The organism is Blautia sp. MCC269 (assembly GCF_018785655.1).
Lineage (GTDB): Bacteria > Bacillota > Clostridia > Lachnospirales > Lachnospiraceae > Blautia_A.
This window is the reverse complement of record NZ_WQQE01000012.1, coordinates 40,912-58,397: the sequence shown is the minus strand read 5'-3', so window position 1 is coordinate 58,397 and position 17,486 is coordinate 40,912. Positions and strand designations below refer to the sequence as shown.

Genomic DNA, 17,486 nt, shown 5'->3' with positions numbered 1-17,486 from the left:
GAACCGCCGTGTACGGAACCGTACGCACGGTGGTGTGAGAGGTCGGGAAAATTTATTTAATTTTCCCTCCTACTCGATTGGTACAGATGCACAGGATGACGCAGACAATGCAAATCATGAATCAGGTTATATTGATATTGCTGATGGTCAACAGTACAGTTATACTCGCGTTTATCAGCAGACCGATACTAAGCGCAGCATTCGATATCTGCTCGGATGCTATCCTGCAAATAACAGTGAGATTACAATGAATCTGAAAGACCAGAGATATGCTATCTGGCACAGAGTTGCCTATACAGACTCAACATATGTTGCTAATCCGTGGGATGTAAGATCAATAGACTGGGATAATGGAGCCACCTCAGCCAGTAGTAAGTATGGCTCTTATGTTAACTGGACAAGTAGTGATCCTGACACAGTACAGGTAACCAAGGATGGTACAAATGGTTGTAAGGTGAAGCTTACCGCTTTAAAGGAAACTACAGAACCGGTAACAATTAGAGCAACCTGGGAGGATACAAAATACAAAACAGGTACGGTTACTAATACTTTTAAGGTTAATGTAAAGCCTGAACGTAAAATTGTAAATGCTGGTGATGAGTTTGAAATGGAAGCTTCTATCAGCTCTCCAAGTGGTAAGTATTATAGCGGTAAGAGAGAGTATGATTTGACAAAGTTCTGGCCGGTAGGTAACGTAGGAGGTTCCAGTTCCAATGGATATGTGCCGGAGGCGGATTTCGCCAGGGATGAGAATGGAAACGCTAAAGTTACAGGTGCAGGATTCCAGAAAGCTTCTCTGAAGTATGTCAAATGGCGTTCAGAGGGAACTATCCTCCATCGTTATATCATAGACTTCGATGAGATGGCCAATGATCTGACTAATCCAGAAAACAAGAAAAATAAGAAACCGGGTGATTATACTTCTATATTCAGAATTGAGTCAGATACAGAGTCCTTATACCAGCCGATGGTATCTCCGGCAGACGGCATTTATCTCAGAGGTGATGTCGGAGCTGACACGGATGTAGAAATGATCGATGGCAATGTAGTATTTAAGAGGGTTATGCCGAACTCTTCTATTTACGTATATGCTTATGGCGTAAAAGACGGACAGAAGATTAAAGTTAAAGATATTACCTGGGAATCTAGTGATCCATCTGTCGTAAGAGTATATAATACTAATTCAGATATTCAGATTCAGTTAAGAAGTGACAAGGTTGGCGGAGCTGTTATTACAGGTACTTATCAGCCAAAAGATGGAGAGGGAAATCCGGTCGGTGATCCGCTGACTATGAGTTTCCGTGTTTTTGTTAAAGGTTTCTATATTACAGAGCCGGTCGGAAGTGACGGAACAACAAAAACTATTGAATTATCTCTGGATGAAGAAGACAAGAAGCAATCAAAAGCAATTGATTTCAAAGTAATTGATGGTCATGGTGAAACCGGTGAGGCAGTTGATACAGCGGGAGTCTCCTGGAGTACCGACAAGCCAACGGTTGCAGTTGTAGATTCCGATGGCAAGGTAACAGCGAGAGCAGCTGGAGAAGCTACCATAACAGCATCATATGGAAGCTCTGAGGATACAGTCAAGGTCATTGTTAAAGGATCAGGAAGCCTTGCTTTTGATGCTGCAGAATATAACATTAAGAAAAACGGAACTGCTACGATCAAAGCGACTGCAAAATCCAACGATTCTACTGTAAGAAATCCTGAAATCACATGGTCAGTTGACGATGACAAGATTGCAACTGTAAATGGCGGTAAGATTACAGGTGTCAGTGAAGGTACAACAACAGTAAGAGCATCCTGGACAGCTGCCAATGGCAAGACCTATAAACAGAGTGCAACAGTAAACGTTGTATACGATGGTCTGTATTTATCTGACAGACAGAATGAAGTAACTCTGGCACAGGGAAGTACACAGGAAATCGTATGGCAGCTCCTGAATATGGGCGAATATTCTAAGGGATCCACCGGAGAGGGATATAATGAGTCTTCAGATGTAACCTGGAAGTCAGCTGACGAAGCTGTTGCAACAGTAGATTCTGTTGGTGTTATCACTGCGAAGGATCTTCCAGAAGGTCAGACAACAGCGAGCACAACTGTTACAGTAAGCTACAACGGAACAAAAGTAAAAGATATTAAAGTAAATGTAACCGAAAACCAGAAAGTTGTTGTAAAAGGTGAAGCTGTAGAAATTACCGGAACTAAGGGTGAAACCAAAACCAACAATGCCGGTGAAGATATTACAGATACCTGGAAGATCGGTTATTTTGAAAACGGTCATGGAAGTCTGAATGCCCAGTTTTATGGTAACGGTATTTATAATATTGATATTGTAAAGCAGGCAGGAGAAAAAGTAAGCGTTACAGGAAAGACTCCATACAGTGGATATATTTATTTGAGCCATAAATATTATGTACCGATGGAAACTGGACAGCTTTATGGTGTATGGCAGAGTATCGCCATTAAGGTTAATGGTGAAGCAGGACTGTATCTGAACCAAAACTCCTTATCTATGAAGATGGGAGAATCCGGTACAGCAACAATCCTGGGTACCTTTATTAAGGAAGATGGAACAGAACTGGAACGAAAGTTCTGGGCAGATAAGAGTAATCCGAAGCTTTCAAAACTTGAGATGGTTGAAGGCGATACAAATATCGTTACAGCAAAAGCAGATCCGGAAGATGGAAGAATGCTGCATCTTACAGCTGTTTCTCCTGGAAAGACTACGATCACAATCAAATGTTATCCGTTTGATCCTACAGCTACCTGTGAGGTAGAAGTAACATCTGACGCAAGACTGGTTCTTACTCCGGCAGATAAGCTGAGAGTAGTACAGGGCGATACAAATACAATTGAAGCGAAAGCATGGGATGGAACTCAGTATGTTGAGAATCCGGAAATCACATGGGAGAGCTACAATACTGGCATTGCAACTGTAGATAAAGGTGTAGTTACAGGTGTTAAAAAAGGTAACGTCGGTGTAGTTGCAAAATGGAATAATGTTACATCCGACCCGGTACAGGTTACCGTAGTTCCAAGTAGAACACTTAATGTAACAACTACATGGGATGATGACAACAACCGTGATAACAAACGTCCGGAAAAAACAACACTTCAGCTGACAACAACAGATGGAGAAAAAGTTGGTGATCCGGTAGAACTCAACGCAGAGAATGAGTGGAAATATACATGGAAGAATCTGGCATCCGAGGATGAAGACGGACAGCATATTTCCTATCTCGTAACAGCTGTTGAAGATGACACACTGACAGCAAACAACTATACAGCAGAAGTAACAAGAAGCTCTTCTGATGATGAATTTGTTGTTACTTACAAACACGAAATCGAAAAAACAGGTATCACCGCAAACGTAACATGGGATGATGCAGACAACCAGGATGGAATCCGTCCGAAGGAAGTAACCTTACAGCTCAAAGCTGACGGCGAAGCAGTTGGAGATGCCATCACTGTAAAAGCAGACAGCAATGGTAACTGGACAAAGACCTGGTCAAACCTTCCGGTAAATAAAGCTGGTGCAGTTGGTCAGGCAATTGTGTACACTGTAGAAGAATCCGGACTTCCGGACGGATACGCATCTGCAGTAGTAACTGATGAAGAAACAGGAGCTATCACAGTTAAGAACTCCCACACACCGGCAGTAAAAGATCTCACAGTATCCGCAAAATGGGATGACGCAGAGAACCAGGATGGTGTTCGTCCGGCATCTGTTGACGCAGTTCTTTACGCAGGTGACACAGCAACAGACAAGACAGTAACTCTTACAGCAGAAGAGAACTGGACAGCAACCATCAAAGACATGCCTGTATACGCAGCAGGTAAAGTCGGCGAGGCAGTGAACTATTCTCTGAAAGCTGCAAAAGAAGTAGAAGATTATACAAGCGCAACAGACGGACTTACTCTTACATTTACCCATAAGGCAGCCGTTACAGCAGTAACCGCAACCATCACATGGGATGATGCAGAGAACCAGGATGGAATCCGTCCGGATTCTGTAACACTTCAGCTGAAAGCAGACGGTGAGGCAGTTGGATCCAGAATCACAGTTGATGGAACAAACGACAAGTGGACCAAGACATGGGATAACCTTCCGGTTAACAAAGCTGGTAAGAAGGTTACTTACACAGTAGAGCAGACCGGTCTTCGTTCCGAGTACACTCAGGCAACAGCCGGAGACGCAGCAACAGGCTTCACAATCACAAACAGCTACACACCAAAGGGTGTTGATATCGCTGTATCTGCAAACTGGGATGACCAGGACAACCAGGATGGAATCCGTCCGGAGGCTGTAGAGGCTGAACTTTATGCAGACAACGTATCTACAAACAAAAAGGTACGCCTTACAGCAGATACTGACTGGAAGGCAACCTTTGAGAAACTTGCAGTAAACAAAAACGGTAAACCAATCAACTACACACTTCAGGCAACCAAAGTTGAAGGATATGATCTGACAACAGAGGGAAGCGGAGCAGACGGCCTTGTTCTGAAATATACACACAAGGTAAAAGCAGTCGATGTAACAGCAACTGTAAAATGGGCAGATGGTGAGAACCAGGATGGAATCCGTCCGAATACTGTAACCTTACAGCTGAAAGCAGATGGCGAGAATGTTGGCGATGCAATTGTTGTTAATGCAAACAGCAACTGGACCAAGACATGGAGCGGACTTGCTGAGTACAAAGCTGGTAAGAAAGTTGTTTATACCGTTGAGGCACCTGGAATCAGATCTGAGTATACAGTAGAGATTACCGGAGATGCAGCAACCGGATTTACAGTTACAGCAACTCATGTACCTGAAGAAGCAGAAGTAAAAGCATCTGTTGTATGGGATGATGCAGAGAACCAGGATGGAATTCGTCCGGAGGCTGTAGAGGCAGAGATCTATGCAGGAGATGTATCCAACAGTAAGAAAGTAAGACTTACTGCAGATAACAACTGGACAGCTTCCTTCGGTAAAATGGAACTGAAGAAAGACGGCCAGGAAATCAAGTACACTCTGGTAGGAACCAAAGCAGATGGATATACTTACACATGCACCGGAAGCGGAGCAGCAGGACTTGTTCTGACATACACTCACAAACCGGAAGTGGTAAGCGTTTCCGTAAACACAACATGGAATGACAAGAACAATCAGGATAATCAGCGTCCGAAAGCTTACAGTGTCCAGCTGAAAGCAGACGGTGAGGCTGTTGGCGATGAGATTACTCTGAGCAGCAACAACAGCTTTGCAAAAGTATGGAAGGATCTTCCGAAATACAAAGCAGGCAAAGTTGGCGTAACAGTTAAATATGAGGTCGCAGTAACAGATCTTGATTCTGAATATGAGACAAGAACAGAAGCTGATGGCAACACATTTAATGTGATCAATACTTACATCCCGGGAACAGTTCAGATCCCGGTAAGCGTAAAATGGGATGATGCAAACAACCAGGATGGCAAACGTCTTGATTCTGTAGAAGCAGAGCTTTATGCAGAAGGACAGGCAACAGGAAACAAAGTAACCTTAGATGAGAAGAACAGCTGGAAAGCTTCCTTCAAAAAGGTTGATGTCAAGAAAGACGGAAAGAGAATCAACTATACCGTTAAGACAACCGAAAACAAAGATTACACCATTACAACAACAGGTAATGTCCTGGATGATAATGGAGTTGTAGTTACTTACAAACATGTACCGGAGACAGTAAATGTATCCATCAAGAGTGCATGGAATGACGCAAACAACCAGGATGGAATCCGTCCGGCAACCATCAGCGTACAGCTTATGAAAGATGATAAAGAAGAGGGAGATAACATCAACCTGAAGATTGATTCTTTCAAGACATGGAATAATCTTCCGAAGTACGCAAACGGAAAAGAAATCAAATATGCGGTTGCAATTTCCGATGTATCCGGTTATACTAAGAAAGTGACTGGAAGCGTTGCAGACGGCTATGTTGCAGCATTTACACACAGTGTTTACAAGACATCTGTAGTCGTACAGAACACATGGAGTGACCTGGACAATGCCCTTCTCACCCGTCCTTCCAGCTTAACCGTTCAGATCTATGCAAATGGTAAAGCAACCAGCAAGAAAGTAGTACTGAACAGTGCAAACAAGTGGAAAGCAACTGTATCAGGACTTAACAAGAATTCAGCAGGCAAGAAGATTGCCTACTCTGCAAAACTCGTTAAGACACCGACTGGTTACAAGGTAACAATTGGCAGCATCAGTTCCAAGGGCACAATTGCCATCAAGAATACATACACCAAGTTTACCAAGAAACTTACAGTTAAGATTTCCCCGACTAAAGTTACCTACAACGGAAAGACACGGAAACCTGCTGTGAAGTCTGTATACTATGGAAAGACTAAACTCAGCTCCAGCTACTATACAGTAAGCTTCAAGAACAACAAGAATCCGGGAATCGGTTCCGTAATTGTAAAAGGTAAAGGCAAATATGCTAAATATGCAGGTTCTGCAACATTCAGCATTCTGCCAAAAGCTCCGACAGGTTTAACTGCCAAGAGTACAGCCAAGAAACAGGCTACAGTAACTTGGAAGGGAAGCACAGGAGCAACAGGATATCAGATTATGATCAGTCAGAAGAGTGATTTCAGAAAAGGTACAACAAGAACCTTCACAATTAGAGATTCTAAGAGAAGAAGCGGTGTACCGAAACCGATGACCAGTGGAAGGACTTATTATATCCGTATCCGTAGCTACAAAACGACATCTGATGGCAAGACAGTATATTCCGCATGGAGTAAGAGCACTAAAACAAAAATTAAATAAGTAATTATTTATTTTAGCGGATGGAGCGCAAGCGCCATCCGCTAAAGCAAGGAGAGGAGGAGCAATGTTTAAGAAATGGGCTGGCTGGAAGAAAGTTGCTGCCTGCCTGATGGGCGCTGCACTGCTTATGCAGGGCGGAAGCGTTGCCATGGGTGCGACAGAAACAGCTAAATATTCTTCCACAAAAGCAGAAAAGAGCAGTGTAAAGAAAGCCGCTGCGAAAGATGAAAAAGAAGAAGATTCTACAGATGAGGAAGATTCTGCAGAGGATGAGGATTCCACAGAGGATACAGATTCCGCAGATACAGAAGATTCCGCGGACGCAGAAGATTCCACAGAGGATACAGATTCCGCAGATGCAGAAGATTCTACAGAGGATGAAGATTCCACAGATGCAGAGGATTCTACAGAGGATGAAGATTCCACAGATGCAGAGGACTCTACAGAGGATGAAGATTCCACAGATGAGGATCAGAAAGCAGACAGAGTAGAGGATAATGATGCAGATGCACAGGATGCAGAAGGTAAAGAAGCAGATCCGCAGTCTTTAGGTTTAAGCACAACTGGAAGTGTAGATCATATCGATATCGGAGCACTTACATCTGCAACACTGAAAGTTGGTGATAAGACTATCACACAGCCGGTAATTTTGACATTTGAGGATATTGCAAATGCATCCATTTCCGGTGATGCAGGCTTTTCAGCAGACCAGTCTTCCCTCAGCGGAAGTGTTGGTGTCAGCGGAATGGCACAGATCCGTGTTCCTGGAAATTATCCGGTTGGAACTAAGGAAGCACCAGCTGTTTATAGTGTAAGTGTAACTAAGGATGTTACATTTGTTGACCCGGATACAGGCGCAACTTATGTAAGAACTATTACATTCTCTACATCCTTTACATACTGGGATTGGACAAATGACTGTCCGAACCTTGGATTCAGAGTTAACTGGGCAGCAGGATATGTAATTCCTTGCTCAGGTATGGATATTGTACTGGGATGTGGATATGATGAGATTCCGGCTCCGGAGCCAAGTGTGAGCCCAGAGCCAAGCGTAAGTCCTGAGCCAAGTGTGAGTCCAGATCCAAGCGTAAGCCCAGACCCGAGTGTAAGCCCGGATCCAAGCGTAAGCCCAGACCCGAGTGTAAGCCCGGATCCAAGCGTAAGCCCAGACCCAAGTGTGAGCCCGGATCCAAGTGTAAGCCCAGACCCAAGTGTAAGCCCGGATCCAAGCGTAAGCCCAGACCCGAGTGTGAGCCCGGATCCAAGTGTAAGCCCAGACCCAAGTGTAAGCCCGGATCCAAGCGTAAGCCCAGACCCGAGTGTGAGCCCGGATCCAAGTGTGAGCCCAGACCCGAGTGTGAGCCCGGACCCAAGTGTGAGCCCGGACCCGAGTGTAAGTCCGGACCCATCTGTAGAGCCGACAGACACACCAGAGCCAACAGATACACCGGTACCAATGAACCCAACAGGAACAGCAACACCAACTCCAACAGGAACAGCAACACCGGTACCTGGAACAACCAATAACGGATCCAATGGCGGTAATGGAACTACCACAAATGGAACAACCAATAACGGAACAACTACAAACACAACTTCCAATAACACAACATCCACATCATCTTCAGATGCGGTAAAGACAGCAGATAATTCTCATATCGCTGGTTATGGAATGCTGGTTGTATTTGCACTGTTAGATGCTGCATTAGCATTCTTTGCACTGCGTTTAAGACGTCGTGACGACTAATTCACAGGCAGGAAGCATATAAGAACTGAATTACAGACAGGAGATTGCATTTTGTGATCTCCTGTTTTGCTATAGAGAAAAGCAGCGATGGAGGTGCGTTATGCAGCAGGCATTACTGGATCAGCTGAGAAAAATAACCGAAGAAGAGCGAAAAATCCTGGATGGGGAAGCGGAGGTAGATAAAGATCTCTATACATCCGGAAGAGATTTTACCGTAGACAGTGGGAAGATGCTGAAAGAAGGCAGACTGATTGCGGTGCGTACCCATACCCGTTTTGTGCATTTCCCGGCGCACAGGCATAATTTTGTGGAAGTGCTGTATGTGTGCGAGGGATCGCTGACCAATATCATCGATGGAAAAAAAGTTGTGGTGAATAAAGGGGAGCTGCTTTTTCTCAACCAGTTTACGAAACATGAGATCCTGAAAGCGGGACAGAATGATATTGCCATCAATTTTATGGTGTTGCCGGAGTTTTTTGATGTGGCCTATTCCATGACAGGGAATGACAACATGCTGGCAGATTTTCTGGTGAATGTATTGCGCCAGGATGAAGAGCGGGGTGAATATCTCCACTTTAAGGTCGCGGAAGTCATGCAGATCCAGAACCTTCTGGAAAATATCATCTATTCTCTTGTAAATGGCGAAGAAAACCGGGAACGGATCAACCAGACCACCATGGGCCTGATCTTTATGTATCTGGTGGAATCCGTACAGTATGTGGAGATGCGCCTTCCCAATCAGTACGAAAATATGATCTCCATGACAACACTGGACTATATTGAGCAGAAGTACCGGACAGCTACCCTTACGGAGCTGTGCACCAGGCTTCATCTGCCTATGCATGTGCTCAGCAAGATGATCAAAAAGACCACAGGATTTAATTTCAAGGAACTTCTTCAGAGAAAACGCCTGAATAAGGCAGTAGAGCTGATGTGTGAGACGGACCTTCCCATCAGTGATATTATTGCAGCTGTAGGGTATGAGAATAACAGTTATTTTCACAGAGTGTTTAAAGAACATTATCATATGACACCGCGGGCGTTCCGGGTAAAGAACAGTGAAAAAGAGCAGGTAAGATTATAATCTTACCTGCTTTAACTTTAGATATCATGGAACCGTCCGATTTTATCTTTGATTCGCTGCATTTCATTATCCATATCAATGACAGCGCGGGCACAGTTCAGAAGCTCGCTGCTGACTTCCTCGTAACCATCCATTTCTTCAATATCCTGTTTATATCGGAGCTGATGTTCCAGTGTAGCCCAGAAATCCATTCCATTGGTACGGATCTGGATCTCCGCGCGCATGGGCGTTTTTCCTTTTGAGAAGAATACCGGGATCTCTACGATCATGTGATAGCTACGGTAACCGTTTGGTTTGGGATTTTTGATGTAGTCTTTTACTTTGATGACGGTGATATCGTCCTGCTTGGCAATAAGGTCTGCAATGGTGTAGATATCATCAATAAAAGCACAGACAACACGGATACCGGCTACGTCATTGAGCTGATCCTGGATATTCTCGGCAGTAAAATCATATCCCAGTTTCTTCAGCTTCTTGTAGATGCTTTCCGGTTTTTTGATCCTGGTCTTGATAAAAGAAATCGGGTTACGCTTATATTCTACGGAGAACTCATCATTGAGAACTTCCAGTTTGGTACGGACCTCACGGACAGTACAGCGGTACATCATCATCAGATCATTAAATTTTGCAGAATTTTTGATAAAAACCTGTGGATCTGGGGTATCCAGCCAGGCGTTTGCATTTTTTTCAGTCATGGTATTTCTTGTAAAACTCCCTTCTTAGGTAGGTTTTGTGATAATCACACTGTCATAATTATAGAATAAAATGACATTTTTTTCAACTTTTGTATTGACATATTAAAAATCCTGTGCTATTTTATATAAAAAATTTAATCGAGTAAACCACTAAACCGTTGAAGCGGAGATAAAGGTATTCATGCGCGCACAGAGAGTCCGGGAGGGTGAGAGCCGGGCCGAGAAGCAGTTTACCAAATGGACCGCAGAGGTCACAGGGAAAGGTGTTATGGATACCGAGTATTCTGTGACGTGAGGGCATACGTCAGTTGCCGGGAATATGCAGGTATTCCGCTAAGTGCACGGATCGAACCGTGAATCAGGGTGGCACCGCGGGTGATTTTGAATTTGACGCTCGTCCCTGGCAGAACCAGATTCTGCCGGAGACGGGCGTTTTTTGAATTCCAATTTTTTCAAAACTGGAATGCATGAACAAGTAGTGAATGTGGATCGCGAATTTTCCGTATCGTACCGTTCCAACGTCTCCGGCACAGGAATGAAAAAAACTCAGGAGGGCCTGTATATGTATCCAACATTAGAAAAACTCAAAAGTATCGCACAGTCAGGCGAATACCGGCGCATCCCCGTCTGCCACGAGCTGTATTCCGACCGCTATACACCCGTAGAAGTCATGAGAACCTTACGCACAGCCAGCAGACATTGCTATCTTCTGGAAAGTGCCAGTCAGACAGAGGTTTGGGGACGTTATTCCTTCCTGGGATATGAACCATCCATGGAGATCACCTGTACGGACGGAAAGCTCCAGATAAGAAGAATCCATGAAGACGGAACCGAGGAAAAAACCGTGCAGCAGGTAAAACATCCGGGAGATGCTATCCGGGAGATCCTGAAAGAGTACAAAAGCCCGGTACTGGAAAACATGCCAACATTCACCGGCGGTCTGGTAGGATATTTTTCCTATGATTACATCAAGTACAGTGAGCCGAAGCTGAAGCTTGCCGATGAGACCGTACAGGATTTCCGGGATATGGACCTGATGCTTTTTGACCAGGTAATCGCTTTTGATCATTACAGACAGAAGGTACTTCTGATCACCGGTGTGATGACGGATGACCTGGAAAATTCCTACCGGAAAGCCGAAGAGAAGTTAAAAGAGATGGCAGATCTGATCCGAAACGGAAAACAGGATGAGTTTCCGTCCCTGAAACTGAAATCTTCCATTGAGCCACAGTTCCCAAAAGAAAAATACTGTGAGATGGTAGAAACCGCAAGACATTACATCCGCGAGGGAGATATTTTCCAGGTGGTTCTTTCCAACCCCATGCGGGCAAAAGTTGAAGGAAGCCTGTTTGATACTTATCGCGTTCTCAGAGCTACAAATCCTTCTCCGTATATGTTTTATTTTTCCAGCGATGATATTGAGATCGCAGGAGCATCCCCGGAAACACTGGCCAAGCTTACCGGAACGGAATTGAGCACCTTCCCGTTAGCCGGAACCAGACCAAGAGGCAAGACAAAAGAAGAAGACCTGACATTGGAAAAAGGCCTTCTCTCTGATGAAAAAGAACGTGCCGAGCACAACATGCTTGTGGATCTTGGAAGAAATGATATCGGAAAGATCAGCAAGATCGGAACCGTAAACGTAGAAAAATATATGTGCATCGAGCGTTTTTCCCATGTTATGCATATCGGTTCCACAGTTACCGGACAGATCCGGGATGACAAAGATGCGGTGGATGCAGTAGATGCCATCCTTCCGGCAGGAACCCTTTCCGGAGCACCGAAGTTCCGTGCCTGCCAGATCATCCAGGAACTGGAACAGAGCAAACGAGGTATTTACGGCGGCGCCATCGGATATCTGGATTTCGCCGGAAACCTGGACACCTGCATTGCCATCCGCCTGGTTTATAAAAAGAACGGCGAGATCTGCATCCGGTCCGGAGCCGGAATCGTGGCAGAAAGTGTTCCGGAAAACGAATTCCAGGAATGCTGCAACAAGGCAAGAGCCGTTGTACAGGCAATCGAAACTGCACAGGAGGGACTGGAATGATAGTACTGATCGATAATTATGATAGCTTTTCCTATAATGTTTACCAGCTGATCGGTTCTGTGGAACCGGATATCAAGGTCGTAAGAAATGATGAAGTGACCATCGAAGAGCTGGAGGCCATGAAGCCGGAAGCCCTGATCCTTTCCCCGGGCCCGGGACGTCCGGAAGATGCAGGGATCTGCATTGAATCCATAAAATATTTCAAAGACAAACTGCCGATCCTGGGCATCTGCCTTGGACATCAGTCCATCTGTGAAGCATTTGGAGGAACCGTCTCCTATGCAAAAGAGTTGATGCACGGCAAGCAGAAGGAAATCCATAAAGTTGGTGAGAGTCAGATGTTTGAGGGCCTGCCGGAAACTTTCCTGGCAGCAAGATATCACTCACTGGCAGCAATCCGGGATACATTACCGGAAGAACTGGTTGTCACCGCAGAGTCTGAGGACGGCGAGGTGATGGCACTGGAACATAAAAAATATCCGATTTTCGGATTACAGTTTCATCCGGAATCGGTTATGACACCAGATGGAAAAACGATGATCGAGAATTTTATAAAAGTTGTCAGAGAGAAATAAGGAGGAAACCACAATGATCAAAGAAGCAATCATTAAACTTTCAAAAAAACAGGACCTTACATATGATGAAGCAGAAGCTGTAATGAATGAGATCATGGACGGAGCGGCAACACCGGTACAGATGGCATCCTACCTTACCGCACTTTCCATGAAAGGCGAAACCATTGATGAGATCACAGCATCCGCAGCAGGTATGCGTGCACACTGCATCAAACTTCTCCACGACATGGATGTTCTGGAAATCGTGGGAACCGGCGGTGACGGAGCAAACTCCTTCAATATTTCCACAACTTCTTCCCTTGTGATCGCGGCAGGCGGCGTTTCGGTTGCAAAACACGGAAACCGTGCAGCATCCTCCAAGAGCGGAGCCGCAGATGTTCTGGAAGCCCTTGGCGTAAAGATCACCATCCTACCGGAAAAAAGCGCTGAGATCCTGAAAAAGATCAACATCTGTTTCCTGTTCGCACAGAATTATCACATTGCAATGAAATATGTGGCACCGATCCGAAAAGAGCTGGGAATCCGTACAGTATTCAATATCCTTGGACCATTAAGCAACCCGGCAGGCGCAAACATGGAGCTGATGGGAGTCTTCGATCAGTCTCTGGTAGAGCCGCTGGCGCAGGTTATGATGAAACTTGGTGTGAACCGTGGAATGGTTGTTTTTGGACAGGACAGTCTGGATGAGATTTCCATGAGTGCACCGACTTCCGTATGCGAGATCAAAGACGGATGGTTCCAGTCCTACGAGATCACACCGGAGCAGTTCGGTTACACACGCTGCAGCAAAGAGGAACTTGCAGGTGGCACACCGGAAGAAAACGCAGAGATTACAAAAGCCATTGTAAACGGAACCGAAAAAGGACCGAAGCGTCAGGCTGTATGCATGAACGCAGGTGCCGCACTTTATATTGCAGGAAAAGCAGAGAGCCTGGAAGCCGGCGTGAAGATGGCAGAAAATCTGATTGATAGCGGAGCTGCAGCAGCCAAACTTCGGGAATTTGTGGAGGAGACAAACAAAGAATGAGTGAAAAAAACATTCTGGAAGAAATCGCAGAAAAAACAAGAGAACGTATCCAGAAGGAAAAACTTCAGCTTCCTCTGGAACAGCTAAAAACTCTGGCAGAAAAAGCACCGCAGCAGCCCTCTTTTCTGGAAGCTCTGAAAAAACCGGGCATGTCCTACATCTGCGAAGTAAAAAAAGCTTCCCCTTCCAAGGGACTGATCGCAGCAGATTTTCCATATCTGGAAATTGCGAAAGAATACGAGGCAGCAGGCGCATCCGCAATCTCCTGTCTTACAGAACCTTTTTATTTCATGGGAAGGGATACTTATCTTCGTGAGATCACGGAAATGGTGGATATCCCGGTTCTCCGGAAAGACTTTACGGTGGATAAGTATATGATCTATCAGGCAAAAGCATTCGGCGCATCGGCAGTGCTTCTGATCTGTGCCATCTTGGATGATCAGGAACTCCGGGAATACCGGGAGCTGGCAGAAGAGCTGGGAATGGATGCACTGGTGGAAGCTCACGACGAGGAAGAAGTGGCAAGGGCACTGAAAGCAGGAGCAAAGATCGTCGGTGTAAATAACCGGGATCTGAAAACCTTTAAAGTTGATATGAATAACAGCATCCGTCTTCGAAACCTGGCACCGGACAATGTGGTATTTGTTTCGGAAAGTGGAATCAAAAACGCCGGAGACATCGCTATTCTGGAAAGAAACCGGGTAGGCGCGGTCCTGATCGGCGAGACACTGATGCGAAGCCTGGATAAAAAAGCAGCGCTGGAAGAGTTAAATGGTGGAGTACTGAGATGAAAGAAGCATTGAAGAAAAGAACCAGGATCAAGATCTGCGGCTTGACCCGCCCGGAAGATATCCAGGCAGTTAACGAAGCGAAACCGGACTTTGCAGGATTCATTGTAGAATTCCCGAAAAGCCGGAGAAACGTCACAGTAGATCAGCTGCGGCAGCTCAGAGAAAAACTGGATGAAAGCATTTTGCCGGTAGGCGTATTCGTCAATGCACCGGTGGAGCTTCCCGCACAGCTTTTAAATGAAGGAACCATTGCCCTGGCACAGCTTCACGGACAGGAAGACGAGGCGTATATCAGACAGCTTAAGACTATGACGGACCAGCTTCTGATAAAAGCTTTTTCCATAAAAACAGAAGAAGATGTAAAGAGTGCGATCCGTTCGGAAGCAGATTACATTCTTCTGGATCAGGGATCCGGGGGCACCGGAGAGACCTTTGACTGGAATCTGGTACCGGCTATAAAGCGTCCCTGGTTTCTGGCCGGAGGCCTGGGATGTGACAATCTGGAAACAGCCATAAAAATGCTGCATCCCTGGGCAGCAGACTTAAGCAGCAGTGTAGAAACCGACGGTCACAAAGACCCGGATAAAATAGCAAAAGCGGTACAGACCGTGAGGAACATAAAGGAGGATTTTTAACATGTCAAAAGGAAGATTCGGCATCCATGGCGGACAGTACATCCCGGAAACACTGATGAACGCCGTTCTGGAGCTTGAGGAAGCATACAATCATTACAAAAACGACCCGGAATTCAACCGCGAGCTCACAGAGCTTCTCAATGAATACGCAGGAAGACCTTCCCGTCTTTACTATGCGGCACACATGACCGAAGATCTGGGCGGAGCCAAAATCTATTTGAAACGTGAGGATCTGAACCACACAGGTGCACACAAGATCAACAACGTATTAGGTCAGGTGCTTCTGGCAAAAAAAATGGGCAAGACCCGTGTCATTGCAGAGACCGGCGCAGGTCAGCATGGCGTGGCAACTGCAACCGCAGCAGCACTGATGGGCATGGAGTGTGAGGTTTTCATGGGAAAAGAGGATACAGAGCGCCAGGCACTGAATGTATACAAAATGCGTCTTCTCGGTGCAAAAGTCCATGCAGTTACAAGCGGAACTGCAACTTTAAAAGACGCCGTTTCCGAGACCATGCGTGAGTGGACAAACCGTATTGCAGATACCCACTATGTACTGGGATCTGTTATGGGACCACACCCGTTCCCAACTATCGTCCGTGATTTTCAGGCAGTCATTTCCAAGGAGATCAAAGAGCAGATGCTGGAAAAAGAAGGCAGGCTTCCGGATGTTGTTCTGGCCTGTGTAGGCGGCGGCTCCAATGCCATCGGAACTTTTTATAATTTTATTGAGGACAAAGATGTCCGGCTTATCGGCTGCGAGGCAGCAGGCCGCGGTGTGAATACCGCAGAGACAGCAGCAACCATCGCAACCGGCCGTCTTGGAATTTTCCATGGCATGAAATCCTATTTCTGCCAGGATGAATACGGACAGATCGCACCGGTATACTCCATCTCCGCAGGTCTGGATTACCCGGGGGTAGGACCGGAGCATGCACACCTTTACGATATCGGAAGAGCGGAATATGTGCCGGTAACTGACGACGAGGCAGTAGACGCATTTGAGTATCTTTCCAGAACAGAAGGAATTATTCCTGCAATTGAAAGTGCCCATGCAGTAGCTTACGCAAAAAAGATCGCACCAACACTTGGAAAAGACAAGATCATGGTAGTTACCATTTCAGGACGTGGAGATAAAGACTGTGCGGCAATCGCCCGCTACAGAGGGGAGGATATTCATGAGTAGAATCACAGAAGCATTTGCAAACGGAAAGGCATTTATTCCTTTTTTAACCTGCGGAGATCCGTCACTGGAGATTACCGAGCAGCTGGTATATGCAATGGAAGAAGCAGGCGCAGACCTGATCGAACTTGGAATTCCGTTCTCAGACCCTACCGCAGAGGGACCGGTGATCCAGGAGGCAAATGTCCGGGCACTGTCCGGAGGCGTTACCACAGATAAAATTTTTGCAATGGTAGAAAAAATACGTAAAAAAACAACAATTCCAATGGTATTTATGACCTATGCCAACGTAGTATTTTCCTACGGAACTGAGCGCTTTATCAAAAAAGCAGCAGAAGTTGGAATGGACGGACTGATTCTTCCGGACGTTCCCTTCGAGGAAAAAGAAGAGTTCGACGTTGTCTGCAAACAGTACGGCCTGGATCTGATTTCCCTGATTGCACCGACTTCCCATGAGCGGATCGCCATGATCGCAAAAGAGGCAGAAGGGTTTGTATACTGCGTATCATCCATGGGTGTTACCGGAATGCGTACCAACATCACAACGGATATCGGAGCCATGGTAAAACTGGTAAAATCCCAGAAAGATATTCCATGTGCGGTAGGATTCGGAATTTCTACCCCGGAGCAGGCAAAAAAAATGGCCGATCAGTCTGACGGAGCCATTGTTGGTTCGGCCATAGTAAAACTCTGCGGAACATACGGCAAAGATTGTGTGCCGAAGGTAAAGGCGTATGTGAAAGAGATGAAGGATGCATTAAGATAAGTTATCTGTTACGGACACATATATAGTTGAAGAAAAAATCTGTTTTACTGAGAGATCATGTAGAACAGATTTTTTTGTATTCAGGATTGTAGAGGAAAATTATAAGATATCTTGCTGAGTGCACAAAGAATCTTGTG

The 17,486-nt window shown here is 45.5% G+C and carries 11 protein-coding genes; 10 read left to right on the top strand and 1 reads right to left on the bottom strand.

Translation table 11 applies throughout. The annotated features are described in order from the left end of the window. Nucleotides 1-247: 247 nt before the first annotated feature. The 3 genes from GPK88_RS04860 (at nucleotide 248) to GPK88_RS04850 (ending at nucleotide 9,627) form a co-directional block, all read left to right on the top strand. Nucleotides 248-6,796 (top strand): Cna B-type domain-containing protein, encoded by a 6,549-nt coding sequence (locus GPK88_RS04860; RefSeq protein WP_215707572.1) that lies wholly within the window; start codon nucleotides 248-250, stop codon nucleotides 6,794-6,796. A 64-nt stretch (nucleotides 6,797-6,860) separates the two neighbouring features. Continuing rightward, nucleotides 6,861-8,543 (top strand): hypothetical protein, encoded by a 1,683-nt coding sequence (locus GPK88_RS04855; protein WP_215707571.1) that lies wholly within the window; start codon nucleotides 6,861-6,863, stop codon nucleotides 8,541-8,543. 100 nt (nucleotides 8,544-8,643) lie between these two features. Beyond that, complete coding sequence (locus tag GPK88_RS04850; protein WP_173761843.1) at nucleotides 8,644-9,627, top strand: AraC family transcriptional regulator; 984 nt, start codon at nucleotides 8,644-8,646, stop codon at nucleotides 9,625-9,627. Between the two features lie 17 nt (nucleotides 9,628-9,644). Here GPK88_RS04850 and GPK88_RS04845 read toward each other — a convergent pair whose 3' ends face one another. Beyond that, a complete protein-coding gene (locus tag GPK88_RS04845; protein ID WP_215707570.1) occupies nucleotides 9,645-10,322 on the bottom strand; it encodes a GTP pyrophosphokinase in 678 nt (225 codons plus the stop codon). A gap of 562 nt (nucleotides 10,323-10,884) precedes the next feature. Between GPK88_RS04845 and trpE the strand changes: the two genes are divergently transcribed. Genes trpE through trpA form a run of 7 tightly spaced genes read left to right on the top strand, consistent with a single transcriptional unit; the run spans nucleotide 10,885 to nucleotide 17,349 of the window. Next, nucleotides 10,885-12,372 (top strand): anthranilate synthase component I, encoded by a 1,488-nt coding sequence (trpE, locus tag GPK88_RS04840; protein WP_215707569.1) that lies wholly within the window; start codon nucleotides 10,885-10,887, stop codon nucleotides 12,370-12,372. After that, a complete protein-coding gene (locus GPK88_RS04835; RefSeq protein ID WP_173761846.1) occupies nucleotides 12,369-12,947 on the top strand; it encodes an anthranilate synthase component II in 579 nt (192 codons plus the stop codon). The genes trpE and GPK88_RS04835 overlap by 4 nt, the downstream gene beginning before the upstream one ends. Nucleotides 12,948-12,960: 13 nt before the next feature. Then, the gene (trpD, locus tag GPK88_RS04830) at nucleotides 12,961-13,974 is read left to right on the top strand and encodes an anthranilate phosphoribosyltransferase (protein ID WP_173761847.1); all 1,014 of its coding nucleotides are present in this window, start codon (nucleotides 12,961-12,963) and stop codon (nucleotides 13,972-13,974) included. Further along, the gene (trpC, locus tag GPK88_RS04825) at nucleotides 13,971-14,765 is read left to right on the top strand and encodes an indole-3-glycerol phosphate synthase TrpC (RefSeq protein ID WP_173761848.1); all 795 of its coding nucleotides are present in this window, start codon (nucleotides 13,971-13,973) and stop codon (nucleotides 14,763-14,765) included. The genes trpD and trpC overlap by 4 nt, the downstream gene beginning before the upstream one ends. Further along, nucleotides 14,762-15,400, top strand: coding sequence for a phosphoribosylanthranilate isomerase (locus tag GPK88_RS04820; RefSeq protein ID WP_173761849.1), 639 nt, complete (start codon nucleotides 14,762-14,764; stop codon nucleotides 15,398-15,400). Before trpC ends, GPK88_RS04820 begins: the two co-directional genes overlap by 4 nt. 1 nt (nucleotide 15,401) lies before the next feature. Then, a complete protein-coding gene (gene trpB, locus GPK88_RS04815; protein ID WP_148444925.1) occupies nucleotides 15,402-16,586 on the top strand; it encodes a tryptophan synthase subunit beta in 1,185 nt (394 codons plus the stop codon). Beyond that, nucleotides 16,579-17,349, top strand: a complete 771-nt coding sequence (gene trpA / locus GPK88_RS04810) for a tryptophan synthase subunit alpha (protein ID WP_173761850.1) — start codon at nucleotides 16,579-16,581, stop codon at nucleotides 17,347-17,349. The genes trpB and trpA overlap by 8 nt, the downstream gene beginning before the upstream one ends. Nucleotides 17,350-17,486 lie beyond the last annotated feature (137 nt).